The sequence below is a fragment of the Falsochrobactrum shanghaiense genome (assembly GCF_003149535.1).
In the GTDB taxonomy this organism is placed as follows: domain Bacteria; phylum Pseudomonadota; class Alphaproteobacteria; order Rhizobiales; family Rhizobiaceae; genus Brucella; species Brucella shanghaiense.
This window is the reverse complement of the sequence record NZ_QGDB01000002.1, coordinates 330488-346633: the sequence shown is the minus strand read 5'-3', so window position 1 is coordinate 346633 and position 16146 is coordinate 330488. Positions and strand designations below refer to the sequence as shown.

Genomic DNA, 16146 nt, shown 5'->3' with positions numbered 1-16146 from the left:
GTCTCGATTTCAGGTTTGCGAACAGATATGACGCCGATAAGAAAGAAGGCAACAGCAACGGGCTTAAAAAGCCGGTGAGGATGAATGGCCGTTATTGAAATAGAAGACATTGCACAGATTTTGCAACCCGGACAGACCATCGCCGGGCTGGATCTCGGCACGAAGACAATCGGGCTGGCCGTGTCCGATCTCGGCCTGTCCTTCGCCCATCCGCGTCCCGTCATCAAGCGGGTCAAGTTCACCATCGACGCTCAGGTGCTGCTTAAAGCCCTGCAAGCCGATAATGTGGGCGCCATCATTATCGGCCTGCCGATGAATATGGATGGCAGCGCGGGTCCGCGCGTTCAGGCAACGCGCGCTTTCGTGCGCACCATGCAGCCTTTGACCGACCTTCCCTTCGTCTTCTGGGACGAGCGGCTTTCGACCGTTGCCGCCGAACGCGCGCTGATCGGCATGGATGTCTCGCGCGGCAAGCGGGCCGAACGCATCGATTCGGCTGCCGCCGCCTTCATCCTTCAGGGCGCGCTCGACCGGCTGCACATGCTGCGCCGGAACGACGATCACGATGCCGGATAAAGCAGTTCCAGCAACCGGCTGGCATCGTGGCGCGCATCGAGCATGCCATAGGTCGTGCGCCATTGCCCGCCAAGCCGGGTGTCGATAAAGGCATCGGCAATATCGTCAGCCCCCAGATTGCGCAATTCGGCGGCAGCGGCGGCAAAGGCCAGCTGCTCGGTCAGAAGCCGCGCCATGCCCTGATCGGTTTCGGTCAGATGCAATGCCGCCTGCAACACATCGATCGTGCCCTGCCCGCGCACGCCAAGCTGCACGCTGATCCAGTCCAGCACCTCATCGAAAAGCGCAGGCGCACGCGAGAGCACGCGCGCCACATCCAGCGCCATGACATTGCCGGAGCCTTCCCAGATCGCATTGACGGGCGCTTCGCGATAAGCACGCGCAAGATTGCCGTCTTCGATATAGCCATTGCCGCCAAGACACTCCATGGCCTCGTAAAGCAGTGCAGGTGCGATCTTGCAGACCCAATATTTGACCACCGGCGTCATAGCGCGCGCAAAGGCCGCTTCAGCGCGGTCGCTTGCCGCCATATCGAATGCGCGCGCAAGCCGCATGGAAAGCGCCGTGGCAGCAGCCACATCCAGCGCCATATCCGCCAGAACCCGGCTCATCAGCGGCTGTTCGATCAACGCTTTATCTGAAACCTGCCGGTGGCGGCTATGATGAACAGCTTCGGCAAGGCCGGAGCGCATCAGCCCGGCAGAGGCGACCGCGCAATCGAGCCGCGTCAGCGTCACCATATCCATGATCGTTTTTACGCCTTCGCCGGGGTTTCCGACCATATGGCCGATGGCCCCGCCGAATTCGACTTCCGCCGAGGCATTCGAGCGGTTGCCGAGCTTGTCCTTGAGGCGCTGGAACATAAAGCCGTTTCCCGCACCCTCGATGCTCAGGCGCGGCAGCAAAAAGCACGAAAGCCCCTCTTCCGCTTGCGCCAGCACCAGAAACGCATCGGACATCGGCGCGGACATGAACCATTTATGGCCAGTTATACTATAGCTGCCGTCATCGTTGCGGACCGCCTTTGTGGTGTTGGCGCGAACATCGGTGCCGCCCTGCTTTTCGGTCATGCCCATGCCGAGCGTGATGCCCTGCTTGTTCAGCGCTGGCTTTTGCGAGGAATCATATTTGCGCGACAGAATAAGCGGCGACCATTTCTCGTAGAGTTCAGGTGCCGCCATGATCGCGGCAAGCGAGGCATTGGTCATGGTGAGCGGGCAAAGATGCCCCGCCTCAAGCTGGGCCATCAGATAAAAACGTGCGGCGCGCGCCTGATGGCGGCGTCCTGCCTCGGCCGGATTGGCTTCCCATATCGAGGAATGCAGCCCCTGCGCGGTCGAACGGCGCATCAGGGCATGATAGGCGGGGTGATAATCCACCAGATCGGCGCGCCTGCCCTGTCGGTCATGGGTGCGCAGTTTCGGCAGTTCCGTATTGGCCAGCCGCGCGAGATCCTGCGCCTCAGGCGACAAGACGAAACGGCCGGTCTGCTCCAGATCCGCGTGCAATTCCTTAGGAAAGCGCGCAGAAATCTGCATCAGAAGCGGATCGCCCAGATAAGCATTTGTGCCCGTCATCGGCGGGGTCTGGTTGGTGACTTCGTGCGTTTTCACAGGCTCATCCGTTGGTTTGACTCGGTTTACCTTAAGCTTTTTGCCCTTTATTTCCTAAAATTCTCCCTCATTGAGGTATTTATATCCACAAGACCACAGGTTTTTCTTTTGGAATCGGTCAAAGCCATTATAAGGGCGGTTGCGGTCCCGCTTTCCCGGCCTTATACGGATGACTTGCCATGACAAAACAACCGGCCTCTCCGCTTTTTCCTCATCGCCACCTGCTTGGCATCAAGGGGCTATCGCCTCTGGACATTCTTTGCCTGCTCGATCTTGCCGATCAGGAAGTCGCTGTCTCCCGACAGTCTGAAAAGAAAAAGTCCGTGCTGCGCGGCCGCACACAGATCAACCTTTTCTTTGAAGCATCGACGCGAACACAGTCTTCGTTCGAACTGGCCGGAAAACGGCTCGGCGCGGATGTGATGAACATGTCGGTCGGCAATTCATCGGTAAAGAAGGGCGAAACGCTGATCGATACGGCCATGACGCTCAATGCTATGCAGCCCGATATTCTGGTCATTCGCCATGCGTCTGCCGGTGCCGCTGCACTGCTTGCACAAAAGGTCGGCTGCTCAGTGGTCAATGCAGGTGATGGCGCGCATGAGCATCCCACGCAGGCCTTGCTCGACGCTTTGACCATTCGCCGCGCCAAGGGCCAGATCGAAAACCTGATCGTTGCGATCTGCGGCGATGTGCTTCACTCCCGCGTCGCGCGCTCCAACATATTGCTGCTCAACGCGCTTGGCGCGCGTGTGCGGGTCGTAGCCCCCTCCACGCTGCTGCCATCGGGCATCGCCGATATGAGCGTCGAAGTCTACAACACCATGGAGGAAGGGCTCAAGGACGCCGATGTCGTCATGATGCTCCGCCTTCAGCGCGAACGAATGGCTGGCGCTTTCGTGCCTTCGGTGCGTGAATATTTCCACTTCTATGGCCTCGACAATGAAAAACTCAAATACGCCAGGCCCGATGCGCTTGTCATGCATCCGGGACCAATGAATCGCGGCGTCGAGATCGCCTCCGACGTGGCAGACGGTCCGCAAAGCGTGATCCAGAGCCAGGTCGAAATGGGCGTGGCCGTACGCATGGCCGTCATGGAAGCGCTGCTCGATCCGCGACGCAATCCCGGTCGCGAAGGAGAACAGGCATGAACACGATCCTGTTTGAAAACGCCCGCATTGTCGATCCGTCGCGCGGTCTTGATGAAAATGGCAGCCTGCTGGTTGCCGATGGCAGGATCGTCGCCAGCGGCGCGGATGCCCGCAATCAGGGGGCACCGGAAGGCGCTGAAATCGTCGATCTGAACGGCATGGCCATTCTGCCCGGACTGGTCGATTCGCGCGTTTTCATTGGTGAACCGGGTGCCGAACACCGCGAGACCATCGCTTCCGCCAGCCGTGCCGCGGCAGCAGGCGGCGTCACTTCCATCATCATGATGCCGGATACCGATCCGGTAATCGACGATGTGGCGCTGGTGGAATTCGTCAAGCGCACCGCGCGCGACACGGCCATCGTCAATGTTCACCCCGCAGCCGCCATCACCAGGGGCCTGCATGGCGAGGAAATGACCGAAATCGGCCTTTTGCGCGACGCAGGGGCCGTTGCCTTCACCGAAGGCCGCAACACCATCGCCAATACGCAGCTGATGCGGCGCGCATTGACCTATGCCCGCGATTTCGACGCGGTTATCGCCTGCGAAACCCGCGATCCTTATCTGGGCGCCAATGGCGTGATGAACGAGGGGCTGTTTGCAAGCTGGCTCGGGCTTTCGGGAAGCCCGCGCGAAGCGGAAGTCATCCCGCTTGAGCGCGATCTGCGTCTGGCAGCCCTCACCAACAGCCGCTACCACGCAGCCCAGCTTTCCTGCGCCATGTCGGCGGATGCTATGCGCCGCGCAAAAGATGGCGGAACCAAAGTTACCGCCGGTGTTTCGATCAATCACCTCTCGCTCAACGAAAACGACATTGGCGAATTCCGCACCTTCTTCCGCCTCTCGCCGCCTCTGCGCAGCGAGGAAGATCGCCTTGCCATGGTCGAGGCAGTCAGGAACGGCACCATCGATATTGTCGTTTCCGCACACGATCCGCAGGACGTCGACACCAAACGCCTGCCATTCGCCGATGCGGAAGCTGGCGCGATCGGTCTTGAAACACTGCTGGCAGCGGCCTTGCGTCTTTATCACAACGAAACCATTCCGCTGCTGCGTCTGGTGGATGTGCTCTCCACCGCGCCCGCGCGCATTTTCAGCCTTGAAGCGGGAACACTCAAACCCGGCGCAAGGGCTGATCTTGCCGTTGTAGATATGGATGAGCCATGGGTCGTGCGCGAAGAAGATCTGCATTCGCGCTCAAAAAACAGCTGCTTTGAAGGCGCACGCTTTCAGGGACGGGTCGTGCGCACTATAGTCGCGGGCAAGACCGTTTATTCGGCTGGATAGTCAAAGGGGAATTAGATGGCCGGAACGGAATTGTTCAGTATGCTTGCCGCCGCTTCACTGCTTTTCGGCTATATTCTCGGCTCCATCCCCTTCGGACTGATCCTGACCCGGCTTGCGGGTCTGGGCGATGTGCGCGCAATCGGCTCGGGCAATATCGGCGCAACCAACGTGCTGCGCACCGGCAACAAGAAACTTGCCGCCGCAACGCTGCTGCTGGATATGCTCAAAGGCACCGTCGCGGTGCTGATTGCTGCGCGCTATGGCGAAAATGCTGCCATCGCCGCCGGTTTCGGCGCTTTCATCGGTCATCTCTTCCCGGTCTGGATTGGCTTCAGGGGCGGCAAGGGTGTCGCAACCTATCTTGGCATTCTGCTCGGCCTTGCCTGGCAGGGCGCGCTGGTTTTCGCGGCGGCATGGATCATTACCGCCCTTCTGACACGCTATTCCTCGCTTTCAGCGCTGGTGGCCAGCGTGATCGTGCCCATTGCCCTTTATGTAAGGGGAGATTACCCGATTGCGATGCTGTTTGCGGTATTGACCGTGATCGTCTTTATCAAGCATCGCGCCAATATTGCCCGGCTTCTCAACGGCACCGAAAGCAGGATCGGAGCCAAGGGATGAAGATCGGTGCGAATTCACAGACGGGAATTCGCCTTTCCGATCACCAGCGGCTCAACTGGCTGCGCCTTATTCGCACCGAGAATATTGGTGCCGCCACCTTTCGCGATCTGATTCTCTTTTGTGGCTCCGCCGCCAATGCGATTGAAAGATTGCCCGAACTCAATATTCGCGGCGGCAGCGCCCGGCCCATCCGCGTAGCGCCGCTGGAAGATGCCGAACGCGAAATGGAAGCCATCGAGCGCATGGGCGCGCGCCTGATCGGCATGGGCGAGCCGGATTATCCGCAGCAATTGAAGAACTGCGAAGCACCGCCGCCTCTGGTTATCGTCAAGGGCGATACCAATGTGTTCCGCAAGCCCCCCGTCGCCATCGTCGGCTCGCGTAATGCTTCAGTAATCGGCGCGCGCTTTACCGAGAAACTGGCGCATGATCTGGGAGATGCGGGCCTTGCGGTTGTTTCGGGGCTTGCACGCGGGATTGATGCTGCCGCCCACAAGGCCAGCATGGCAAGCGGCACCGTGGCGGTGCTCGCTGGCGGTCTCGACCGGCCCTATCCGGCAGAAAACCTGCCGATCTATCGCGCCATTCCCGAACATGGCGGTGCGCTGATTACTGAAATGCCCATGGGAGCCGAGCCGCGCGCCCGCGATTTTCCCCGCCGCAACCGCATCATTGCCGGCCTGTCGCTTGGCCTGATCGTCGTGGAGGCGGCGGAACGCTCCGGCTCGCTCATCAGCGCGCGAATGGCGGGGGAAATGGGCCGTATCGTATTTGCCGTTCCCGGCTCGCCGCTCGATCCGCGGGCACGCGGAACCAATGCCCTGCTCAAGCAGGGGGCGACGCTCGTAACCAATGCCGGTGACGTCATCGAAGCGCTTGAACCCTTGATGCCGACAGGAGAAATCCTTGATAAGCCGTCGCAATCCGATCTGCTGGCGCAGCTCGATGAGGCACCGGCCTCCCTCCAAGCACATACCGATGATCGGGACCGCGATCTGATCGTGGATGCACTTGGCCCCACGCCCACCGACGTCGATTCTCTTGTCCGTTATACTGGTATCAACGCCAATACCGCGCAGCTCATCCTGCTGGAACTGGACCTTGCAGGCAGGTTACTGCGCTATCCCGGCAATCAGGTCGCCCTCGTTCCGACCGACAGCGAAGCACAGCATCACTCCATTTTATGAGTATTGCGCGCGCCGCAGGCGCTGACGCTATCCCGCGCTTCCTGCAATGCCATGTCGATCATGTAAACAAGCAAATTGCTGTCGGTCGTTTTCGCCAGCTTGACCAGTTCTTCAAGCAATTCTTCGATATAGGCGAGCGTCTCCTTTTGCGTTGCCTGTTTCTGATCCATCGTCGCACTCCGCAATTTCTAACGGCCCCTCATCTTTAGAAACAGCCTCTATTCCGGTTCCCCCGTCTGCGCCGCCTTTTGGAACGCAGATTGCTGCGATACTACCATTGGTTATCTATGCCATAATATCAATCTTTAGTTGTATTTACGGGAAATTTGCTGCCCCGCTCTTGACCAAACGCCCCCCGCTGTTCATGTGGAAGGCAACTAATTGTACGCGACAAAGGATATTTCATCCTGACAGGTCGCGAATCTGGATTGCTTGAATGAACGTCGTCGTTGTCGAATCGCCTGCCAAGGCCAAAACCATCAATAAATATCTCGGACCCGACTATAAGGTTCTGGCCTCGTTCGGTCACGTGCGAGATTTGCCAGCCAAGGACGGCTCTGTCCGGCCCGATGAAGATTTCGCCATGTCGTGGGAAGTAGACGGCAACTCTTCCAAACGCCTTGCCGATATTATCAAGGCGCTGAAGGACAGCGACGGCCTTTTTCTTGCAACCGACCCGGATCGCGAAGGTGAAGCCATTTCATGGCATGTGCTGGAAGTGCTCAACCAGAAAAAGGCGCTCAAGGGCAAGACGGTCAAGCGCGTGGCTTTCAACGCCATCACTAAGAAGGCCGTCCTCGACGCCATCGCCAACCCGCGCGACATCGATGAGCCGCTGGTTGATGCCTATCTCGCCCGCCGTGCGCTCGACTATCTCGTCGGCTTCACCCTGTCGCCGGTTTTGTGGCGCAAGCTGCCCGGCGCACGTTCCGCCGGGCGCGTGCAATCGGTGGCGCTTCGCCTCGTCTGCGACCGCGAGTCGGAGATCGAGCGCTTTATCCGCGAGGAATACTGGAATATTGCAACGCTGCTCAAAACACCGCGCAATGACAATTTCACTGCGCGCCTGACCGCGCTCGACGGCAAGAAGCTCGGCAAGCTCGACATCAAGAACGCCGAACAGGCGACCGCCATCCGCACCATGCTGGAAGGCGCGAGCTTCAAAGCCGTTTCGGTCGAGGCAAAGCCCACCAAGCGCAATCCCGGCCCGCCCTTCACCACCTCGACGCTGCAACAGGCGGCATCGGGCCAGCTCGGCTTTTCCGCCTCGCGCACCATGCAGGTCGCGCAGCGTCTTTATGAAGGTGTGGACATCGGCGGCGAGACGGCTGGTCTCATCACCTATATGCGTACAGACGGTGTGCAGATGGCGCCCGAAGCCATCAATGCCGCGCGCGATGCCATCGCAAAGACTTTCGGCGCGCAATATGTGCCGGAAAAGCCGCGCTATTATTCGAGCAAGGCCAAGAATGCGCAGGAAGCGCACGAAGCCATCCGCCCCACCGATTTTTCACGCCATCCCAAGGAAGTGCGCCGCTATCTCGATGAGGATCAAGCGCGGCTTTACGAACTTATCTGGAAGCGTGCAATCGCCAGCCAGATGCAGGCGGCCGACGTCGAGCGCACAACGGCAGACATCGAAGCTCTCAACGGTGCAAAGTCGGCCATGCTGCGTGCCAATGGGTCGGTGACGAAATTCGACGGCTTCCTTGCCGCCTATATCGACCATCGCGAGGAAGAAGACGACGACGAGGACAGCGCGAAGCTGCCGGAAATCCGTTCCGGCGAGGAACTTGCGCGTGAAAAAATCGATGCGACGCAGCATTCGACCGAGCCGCCGCCGCGTTATTCGGAAGCTTCGCTCATCAAGAAGATGGAAGAACTGGGCATTGGCCGTCCTTCCACCTATGCCGCGACGCTGGCGACATTGCGCGACCGCGACTATATCAGCATCGACAAGCGTAAGCTCATTCCCGAACCCAAGGGACGGCTGGTCACGTCATTTCTTGAAAGCTTCTTCAAGCGCTATGTAGAATATGATTTCACGGCCGATCTGGAAGAAAAGCTCGACCTGATTTCCGATGGCAAGCTTCTATGGAAAGACGTGCTGCGCGACTTCTGGCGCGATTTTTCCGGCTCTGTCGACGACATCAAGGAATTGCGCGTCACCAATGTTCTCGACGCGCTCAATGAAGAACTCGCACCGCTGGCCTTTCCCGATCGTGGTGACGGCAGCGATCCACGCTCCTGCCCCGTCTGCGGCAACGGCCAATTATCATTGAAGCTTGGCCGCTATGGCGCCTTTGTCGGCTGCTCCAACTACCCCGAATGCAAGTTCACGCGCCAGCTTGGCGGTGAAGGCAATGGCGATGTAGCCGCCTCGGACGAGCCAAAGTCGCTTGGCAAGGATCCCTTCACCGATGAAGACATAACCTTGCGCACCGGGCGTTTCGGCCCCTATGTCCAGCGCGGCGAAGGCAAGGAAGCCAAGCGCGCGAGCCTGCCCAAGGGCTGGACACCCGACATGCTCGACCATGAAAAGGCGATGGCGCTGCTGTCGCTGCCGCGCGATGTCGGCCAGCATCCTGAAACGGGCAAGATGATTTCGGCTTCCATCGGGCGCTATGGCCCCTATGTCAGCCATGACGGCACTTTCGCCAATCTCGAAAATGTCGATGAGGTATTTTCGGTCGGGATCAACCGCGCCGTTGCCGTGCTCGCCGACAAGCAGTCCAAGGGGCCGGGACGCGGACGCTCGACGCCTGCGGCATTGGCCACGCTTGGCGACCATCCCGATGGCGGGTCGATTACCGTGCGCGACGGGCGCTATGGTCCCTATGTCAATTGGGGCAAGGTGAATGCCACGCTGCCCAAGGGCAAGGACCCGGCCAGCGTCACGCTTGAGGAAGCGCTGGCGCTGATTACCGAAAAAGCGGGCAGCGCAAAGGCCAAGAAATCGCCTGCGCGCAAGACCGCTGCAAAGTCCGCGAGCGCTGCAAAAAAGACGACAGCGAAAAAACCCGCCGCAAAGAAGCCCGCAGCCAAGGCGAAGAGCAAGGCGAAAGCGGCAGAGGAGTAAGAATTGGCACGCCGTTTTCCCAAATCCGATACCGGAAGGTCCGCACGGACCGAGCGGCGTGCAGCCTCGGCAAAGTCGAAAGAGGCATCTGGAGGCGGTGCAACCGCCTTTTTGCCCACGCGCGAGGAAGTCCTCAAATTCATCGAGGAAAATCCCGACCGTGCCGGCAAGCGGGAACTGGCCAAGGCCTTCAACATCAAGGGCGACGCGCGGGTCTATCTCAAGGACCTGCTGCGTGAACTCGCCGATGAAGGCCTTGTTGAAAAGCGGGCGCGCAAGCTTTCGCGCGCAGGCACCCTGCCGCCCATCGCAGTCCTGAGCGTTACGGGCCGCGACAATGACGGCGGCCTTGTGGCGCGGCCTTCCGAATGGGACGAAGCGGAACATGGCAAGCCGCCTGTGGTCGCCATCCGCCGCACCCGCCTTAACAAATCCGAAAACGGCCCGGCGGTCGGCGTCGGCGATCGTGTGCTGGCCAAGATTTTCCGCAACAAGGATAATGAAGGGCCGGATTATTCAGCCCGCGTCATCAAGCTTCTCGATCAGGCCAGCAATCTGGTGCTTGGCGTTTTGCGCAAGCTTGGCAATGGCGAATGGCGGCTGGAGCCTGTGAACCGCAAGCAGCCGGAAGTGCAACTTGACCCCTCATCGCTTATGAAAGCGGAAAGCGGCGATCTGGTCGAAGTCGAACTCACCTCCGCACGCCGCCATGGCCTGCCAAGCGGAAAAGTGCAGCAGATCATAGGCTCCATCGATAGTGAAAAAGCGCTGTCGATGATTGCCATTCACGAGCATGAAATCCCGCATGTTTTCCCCGAAGAAGCCCTTCGTGAAGCGGAAACAGCGCCCCCTGCATCACTGGATGGCCGTGAAGACTGGCGTGACATTCCGCTTATCACCATCGATCCGGCTGACGCCAAAGATTTTGACGATGCAGTCCATGCTGCGCCCGATCCCGATCCGCAAAACCCGGATGGCCATATCGTCGTGGTCGCCATAGCCGATGTCGCAGCCTATGTGCGCCCCAATTCAGCGCTCGACCGTGAAGCATTGAAGCGCGGCAATTCGGTCTATTTCCCGGATCGCGTCGTGCCGATGCTGCCCGAACGCATCTCCAACGATCTATGTTCGCTGCGCCAAGAGGAAGACCGCCCTGCCCTTGCCGTGCGCATGATTTTCGATGCACAGGGCCACAAGAAATCGCATAAATTCCATCGCATCATGATGCGATCATCGGCGCGCCTCGCCTATGGTCAGGCGCAGGCGGCAATCGATGGCGCGACCGACGAAAAAACCGCACCGATCCTTGAAAGCATTCTCAGGCCCCTTTGGAATGCCTATGGCGCGCTCAAGCGGGGACGCGATGCGCGTGAGCCGCTGGAGCTTGACCTGCCCGAGAAGAAAATCCTTCTCGATTCCGAGGGCAAGGTCGACAAGGTTATCGTTCCCGAACGGCTCGATGCGCATAAGCTCATCGAGGAATTCATGATTCAGGCGAACGTGTCCGCTGCCGAAACCCTCGAATCGCGCCGCCAGCCGCTGATCTTCCGCATTCACGATGCACCGGCGCTCGCCAAGCAGGAAACCTTGCGCGAGTTTCTGCGCACGCTCGACCTCAGCCTTGCAAAAGGGGCCGAATTGCAGCCGCGGCAATTCAACCGCATTCTGGAAGCTGTCGAAGGCACCGATCATCAGGAACTGGTCAATCAGGTGGTCCTGCGCACACAGAGCCAGGCCGAGTATAACCCGCAGAATATCGGCCATTTCGGCCTGCATCTGCGCCGTTATGCGCATTTTACCTCGCCCATCCGCCGCTATGCCGACCTGATCGTGCATCGCGCGCTGATCAAGGCGCTCGATCTGGGAAGCGACGGGCTGACGGGCGACGAGGAAGCGCAGCTTGAAGAAATTTCGGTGCAGATTTCTTCAGCCGAGCGCCGCGCCATGCTCGCCGAGCGTGAAACGGTAGACCGTCTCATCGCGCATTTTCTTGCCGCCCATGTCGGCAATGAATATGAAGGCCGCGTTACAGGCGTCACCAGAGCGGGACTTTTCGTCTCCCTTGCGACATATAGCGCAGATGGGCTTGTGCCTATTTCGACTTTGGGCGATGAATACTATCTCTATGATGAGGCGAACCATGCAATCGCCGGAGAACGGAGCGGTATGGGCTTCCGCCTTGGCGATACGGTTACGGTAAGGCTTGTGGAAGCACTGCCGATTGCCGGATCGCTTCGTTTCGAGATGGTGTCCGAACCGCACGCCCTGCCCATGACGACGCAATCGTTTCACAAGGCAAGGCGGGGAATGCGCGGTTATAAGGGTAAACCGGCGGGAACGCCCCGCCATAAAAGACGAGAACGCCGATGAGCACGCTGGAAGCCAATTCCGCAGAACGTCATATTCAGGTTTTCGGGGGAGAGAACCAGAACCCCGCCCGTCCGACCCGTTCCCTGGGCCTGGCCATGCGGCGAGGCTTCAGATGCCGCTGCCCCAACTGCGGCGAAGGCAAGCTGTTTCGTGCTTTCGTCAAGCCCGTGGCCCATTGTTCGGTTTGCGGGGAAGACTACACGCCCCAGCGGGCCGATGACCTTCCCGCCTATCTCACCATCGTCGTCGTTGGTCACATCGTCATCGGTGCCTTCATGGGCGTGGAAGCATCGACAACCCTGTCGCTCTGGGCGCATATGGCGATCTGGGGACCGCTGACGCTCATTCTGGCGCTCTTGTTGCTACAGCCCATCAAGGGCGCAACCATCGGGCTGCAATGGGCACTTTTCATGCATGGTTTCGGAGGCCATAGCGAGGGCGATTACGGCGACGTCACGTAAGCGGTAGCAGCCATGCCCGACCATTCCCGCTCAGCCAGCGAGGCTCGCAACGCGGCGGTGCGCCCGTTCGACGCAGCCTCCCTGCTGCTTGTCGATCGCAAGGGAGCGCAAACGCGTATTCTGATGGGCAGGCGTCATCCCCGCCTTGTTTTCATGCCGGGCAAGTTTGTCTTTCCCGGCGGTCGCACCGATCCGGCAGACGGCGAGATAGCTGCCGCAAGTGAATTGCATGACAGCGACATAGAAAAGCTTCTCTCCGGCATGGGCACGCAGGCATCAGTGCTGCGCGCGCGGGCGATCGGGCTTTCCGCCATCCGCGAAACTTTTGAGGAAACCGGGTTGCGCGTCGCACGAGCGTCATCAAAGACCATAATATTGCCTGATAATGACGATTGGTGTGCATTTCTTGAAAATGGGATGTTGCCTGCGCTTGGAGAGCTTCGTTATTTCGCTCGGGCGATCACGCCTCCCGGACATGTCCGCCGTTACGATACGCGTTTCTTCATCGCTTTTCGCGACAGCCTGCCGGGTCTTGAAACACAAAAGCTCGCGCCAAGCGGAGAGCTTGAGGAGTTGGACTGGGTGGCAATTGATGATGTGGACCGACTGGAAGTCGCCGACATTACGCGGGCTGTGCTTTGCGAAGCAAAAAGCCTGCTCACCGGCGCAGAGTTGCCCTCGCTCCTGCCCGTGGTACATCTGGTCGAGCGGCAAGGCTGCTTTGTCCGCGAAGTGATCTGACCCCATGAATGATAAAATTTCCTCCGGCCAGACGGCTCCCTTCGATCAGTCAGGCGAGCCAAAAGAGGGGCAGACGCATTGGCGCTCGCTGGCAGCCGCCATTGCAACAATCTCCGCTGTCGGTGTGGCCATCGGCCTTGGTATTCCGCTTCTGAGCGTCTTGCTTGAGGGCCGCGGATATTCGGCAAGCCTGATCGGCGCCAATACGGCGGCAGCCGGTCTTGCCTCGATTATTGCAGCTCCGCTGGCATCGCCGATAGCTGCAAGACTGGGCGTCGCGCGCGCCATCGTCTTGATGCTGCTCGTCGGCAGCATTGCTTTTCTGGGCTTTCATTACTGTCAATCCCTGACGGCCTGGTTCGCCTTGCGAATCGTCCTGCACTTCGCGCTGACCGCGCTCTTCGTCCTGTCCGAATACTGGATCAATGCTTCCGCGCCGCCCGAAAGACGCGGCCTCGTGCTCGGCATTTATTCCACATCGCTTTCGCTGGGCTTCGCGCTGGGGCCATGGCTGTTTTCGCGCATTGGCAGCGCAGGCGGACTTCCTTTCTTCATCGGCTTTGCCATCATCCTGATCGCAATTATTCCGGTGCTGCTGGCGTGGCGCGACAGCCCCGACTTTGAAGAAGGCGAGCATGTCCCCTTCCTGCCGTTCATCTTTGCGGTCCCCACGGCGACCATGGCCGTCTTCGTATTTGGGGCGGTGGAAACGGGCGGGTTCGCGCTCTTTCCGGTATTTGGCGCAAGGATGAATTATCCAGAGGCCGACGCCGCCCTGCTGCTCACCATGATCGGCCTGGGCAATGTGCTGATGCAGATTCCCTTGGGAATCATCAGCGATCGCATCGCGGACCGGCGCAAGCTGCTGCTCTTTTGCGCCGTAACCGGTCTCATCGGCATGCTGGTGCTGCCCCACCTGATGGAAAACTGGTATCTGATCGCGGGCGTGCTGTTCTTATGGGGCGGTGTCGTGGCGGGCCTTTATACGGTTGGCCTCGCTCATCTGGGTTCACAGCTCACCGGGCGCGAACTGGCCTCCGCCAATGCCGCCTTCGTTTTCTGCTATGCCATCGGCATGCTGGCAGGGCCTCAGGCCGTCGGTGTGGGCATGGACATTATGGGGCCTGAAGGCTTTCCGCTGACGCTCGGCATATTTTTTGCGGCATATGCGCTCTTTGCAGCGATTAGATTGCTGCAAAAGAAGAAGCAGGGTTGACTTTTCGCCCTCAATCCGTAGTGTCGCGCCGAATTTCCGCTTCCGGCTGACAGTCGGACTCGCAGCGGTTTAATCATGAAAGAGCAGGTATTTCGATATGGCCAAGGCTACGACGATCAAGATCAAGCTTTTGTCGACCGCTGACACCGGCTTCTTCTACGTTACGAAGAAGAACAGCCGCACGATGACGGAAAAAATGACAAAGACAAAATACGACCCGGTTGCGCGCAAGCACGTCGAGTTCAAGGAAACGAAGATCAAGTAATTCGTTTCCGCCGCCAATTGCAATTGGTGGAATTCATAAAGCGCCGTCTCTTTCGAGGCGGCGTTTTTCGTAAGAACAGCTCTATCTATTTAGTTTTACGCATTATCCGGACGCATCGGAGCAGGAAAAGAAATCAGTCCGGTGAACTGATTTCCCTGCGGAGGCGTTTCACACTTTTGCTGGAAATGCTCTATGCCGCCGACAGGACCACGCGGTTGCGTCCGTTTTTCTTGGCTTCATAAAGGGCTGCATCCGTTCGGGCAAAAAGCGCTTCCGTGCTGTCGCCCATCAGCCGCAGGGTGGCGATGCCCACGCTGATGGTCATGTGAACGGCCTGTTTTCCGCCGGAAATCGAAAACGCCTTCTCCGCCACGGCCTCGCGGATGCGTTCCGCCACCGCCGCTGCTGCCTGAATATCGGTATCGGGCAGGACAAGGGCAAATTCCTCTCCGCCATAGCGGCACATGACATCCATATTGCGGATATTCTTGCGCAGCCTTGCCGAGAATTCGCGCAGCACATCATCACCTGCATCATGGCCATACTCGTCATTGATCCTCTTGAAATAATCAAAATCGATCATGACCACCGATAAGGGCCTTTCGCGTCCCGTCGCGCGCGAGAACAATATTGGCAGATGCGTGTCGAGATAGCGGCGATTGTGCAATCCTGTCAGGCTGTCGGTCACCGCCATGGTAATGGTCTGGTGCAGGCTTTGCCGCAAGAGATCATTATAGCATTTACGCTTGATCTGGGTGCGCAGACGCGCGAAAAGTTCGAGCTTTTCGAGCGGCCGCATCACATAATCATTCACGCCCAGTTCCAGCGCCCGGACCACCAGCGATCCCTCATCCTCATTGACGATCAGGATGATCGGGATAAGCCGCGTGCGCTCGATCGTGCGCAATTGCGAGCACAACCGCAGCGGATCATAGTCGCTGAAAGCCGCGCATATGACAATACTGTCATAATCATTCTCTATGGCCCTTATAAGCGTCGTATTGGCGTCATGGGCGACATCGACGAAATATTCCTCGCCAAGCAGCACGCGCAGGCGTGCCGCCTCCAGTTCATCCTCGTTGACAACGAGAATGCGCGCCGCATCATCGCCGCCCCCAAAGCGGCCGGAAAGCTTTCTCGCAAGAAGCGTCTCGACCTGACTGTCGGCCACCGTGCCTGCACGCTGGAACAATTCGTCGGAAACCATTTTGAGCCGCGCAATGCTCTTGATGCGCGACAGAAGCTGAAGATCGTTGACGGGCTTCGACATGAAATCGTCCGCCCCCGCCTCAAGTCCCTTGATCCTGTCTTCCGGCCTGTGGAGCGAAGTGAGGATCACGACCGGAACATTGCTTGTGCGCGGGTCGTTTTTCAGGCGGCTGCAAACCTCGAACCCATCCATCCCCGGCATCAATATATCGAGGATGACGATGTCGATCTGGCCGCCCAGGCAGATTTCGATGGCCTCGGCACCATTATAGGCCTTCACGACCTCATAATATTCCTGCAGGAGAAGCGCTTCGAGCAGCTTTACATTGGAATCCACATCGTCAACGACAAGAATTCTCGCGGTCATGATT

General features: G+C 58.8%; 14 protein-coding genes. 11 read left to right on the top strand and 3 right to left on the bottom strand.

Annotated elements, in window-relative coordinates; translation table 11 throughout:
• Positions 1 to 84 precede the first annotated feature (84 nt).
• The gene (gene ruvX, locus DKP76_RS05520; RefSeq protein WP_109705450.1) at positions 85 to 576 is read left to right on the top strand and encodes a Holliday junction resolvase RuvX; all 492 of its coding nucleotides are present in this window, start codon (positions 85 to 87) and stop codon (positions 574 to 576) included.
• Here ruvX and DKP76_RS05515 read toward each other — a convergent pair.
• The gene (locus tag DKP76_RS05515; protein WP_109705449.1) at positions 561 to 2189 is read right to left on the bottom strand and encodes an acyl-CoA dehydrogenase family protein; all 1629 of its coding nucleotides are present in this window, start codon (positions 2187 to 2189) and stop codon (positions 561 to 563) included. The genes ruvX and DKP76_RS05515 overlap by 16 nt on opposite strands.
• A 179-nt stretch (positions 2190 to 2368) precedes the next feature.
• On the opposite strand from DKP76_RS05515, the gene DKP76_RS05510 reads away from it, so the two are divergent.
• Genes DKP76_RS05510 through dprA form a run of 4 tightly spaced genes read left to right on the top strand, consistent with a single transcriptional unit; the run spans position 2369 to position 6434 of the window.
• The gene (locus DKP76_RS05510) at positions 2369 to 3340 is read left to right on the top strand and encodes an aspartate carbamoyltransferase catalytic subunit (protein WP_109705448.1); all 972 of its coding nucleotides are present in this window, start codon (positions 2369 to 2371) and stop codon (positions 3338 to 3340) included.
• Entirely contained in the window at positions 3337 to 4626 is a 1290-nt protein-coding gene (locus tag DKP76_RS05505) for a dihydroorotase (RefSeq protein WP_109705447.1), read from the top strand. Before DKP76_RS05510 ends, DKP76_RS05505 begins: the two co-directional genes overlap by 4 nt.
• A 15-nt stretch (positions 4627 to 4641) precedes the next feature.
• Entirely contained in the window at positions 4642 to 5247 is a 606-nt protein-coding gene (gene plsY, locus DKP76_RS05500) for a glycerol-3-phosphate 1-O-acyltransferase PlsY (protein WP_109705446.1), read from the top strand.
• Positions 5244 to 6434: a DNA-processing protein DprA gene (gene dprA / locus DKP76_RS05495; protein WP_109705445.1), complete on the top strand. Its 1191-nt coding sequence runs from the start codon at positions 5244 to 5246 to the stop codon at positions 6432 to 6434. The genes plsY and dprA overlap by 4 nt, the downstream gene beginning before the upstream one ends.
• On the opposite strand, the gene DKP76_RS05490 is transcribed toward dprA, so the two are convergent.
• Positions 6419 to 6604 carry a hypothetical protein gene (locus DKP76_RS05490; protein ID WP_109705444.1) on the bottom strand — a complete coding sequence of 62 codons (186 nt, stop codon included), beginning with the start codon at positions 6602 to 6604 and terminating at the stop codon, positions 6419 to 6421. The two genes, dprA and DKP76_RS05490, sit on opposite strands and share 16 nt — an antisense overlap.
• A gap of 266 nt (positions 6605 to 6870) precedes the next feature.
• On the opposite strand from DKP76_RS05490, the gene topA reads away from it, so the two are divergent.
• The 6 genes from topA to rpmG all read left to right on the top strand — a co-directional run bounded on the left by topA (position 6871) and on the right by rpmG (position 14566).
• The gene (gene topA, locus DKP76_RS05485) at positions 6871 to 9513 is read left to right on the top strand and encodes a type I DNA topoisomerase (protein ID WP_109705443.1); all 2643 of its coding nucleotides are present in this window, start codon (positions 6871 to 6873) and stop codon (positions 9511 to 9513) included.
• Between the two features lie 3 nt (positions 9514 to 9516).
• Positions 9517 to 11883, top strand: coding sequence for a ribonuclease R (gene rnr / locus DKP76_RS05480; RefSeq protein WP_109705442.1), 2367 nt, complete (start codon positions 9517 to 9519; stop codon positions 11881 to 11883).
• A complete protein-coding gene (locus DKP76_RS05475) occupies positions 11880 to 12344 on the top strand; it encodes a DUF983 domain-containing protein (protein ID WP_109705441.1) in 465 nt (154 codons plus the stop codon). Before rnr ends, DKP76_RS05475 begins: the two co-directional genes overlap by 4 nt.
• Positions 12345 to 12356: 12 nt before the next feature.
• A complete protein-coding gene (locus tag DKP76_RS05470) occupies positions 12357 to 13085 on the top strand; it encodes an NUDIX hydrolase (protein ID WP_109705440.1) in 729 nt (242 codons plus the stop codon).
• Between the two features lie 4 nt (positions 13086 to 13089).
• Positions 13090 to 14301 carry an MFS transporter gene (locus DKP76_RS05465; protein ID WP_109705439.1) on the top strand — a complete coding sequence of 404 codons (1212 nt, stop codon included), beginning with the start codon at positions 13090 to 13092 and terminating at the stop codon, positions 14299 to 14301.
• Positions 14302 to 14398: 97 nt separating this feature from the next.
• Entirely contained in the window at positions 14399 to 14566 is a 168-nt protein-coding gene (rpmG, locus tag DKP76_RS05460) for a 50S ribosomal protein L33 (protein WP_109705438.1), read from the top strand.
• A gap of 190 nt (positions 14567 to 14756) precedes the next feature.
• On the opposite strand, the gene DKP76_RS05455 is transcribed toward rpmG, so the two are convergent.
• Positions 14757 to 16142 carry a PleD family two-component system response regulator gene (locus DKP76_RS05455; protein WP_109705437.1) on the bottom strand — a complete coding sequence of 462 codons (1386 nt, stop codon included), beginning with the start codon at positions 16140 to 16142 and terminating at the stop codon, positions 14757 to 14759.
• Between the last annotated feature and the right edge of the window lie 4 nt (positions 16143 to 16146).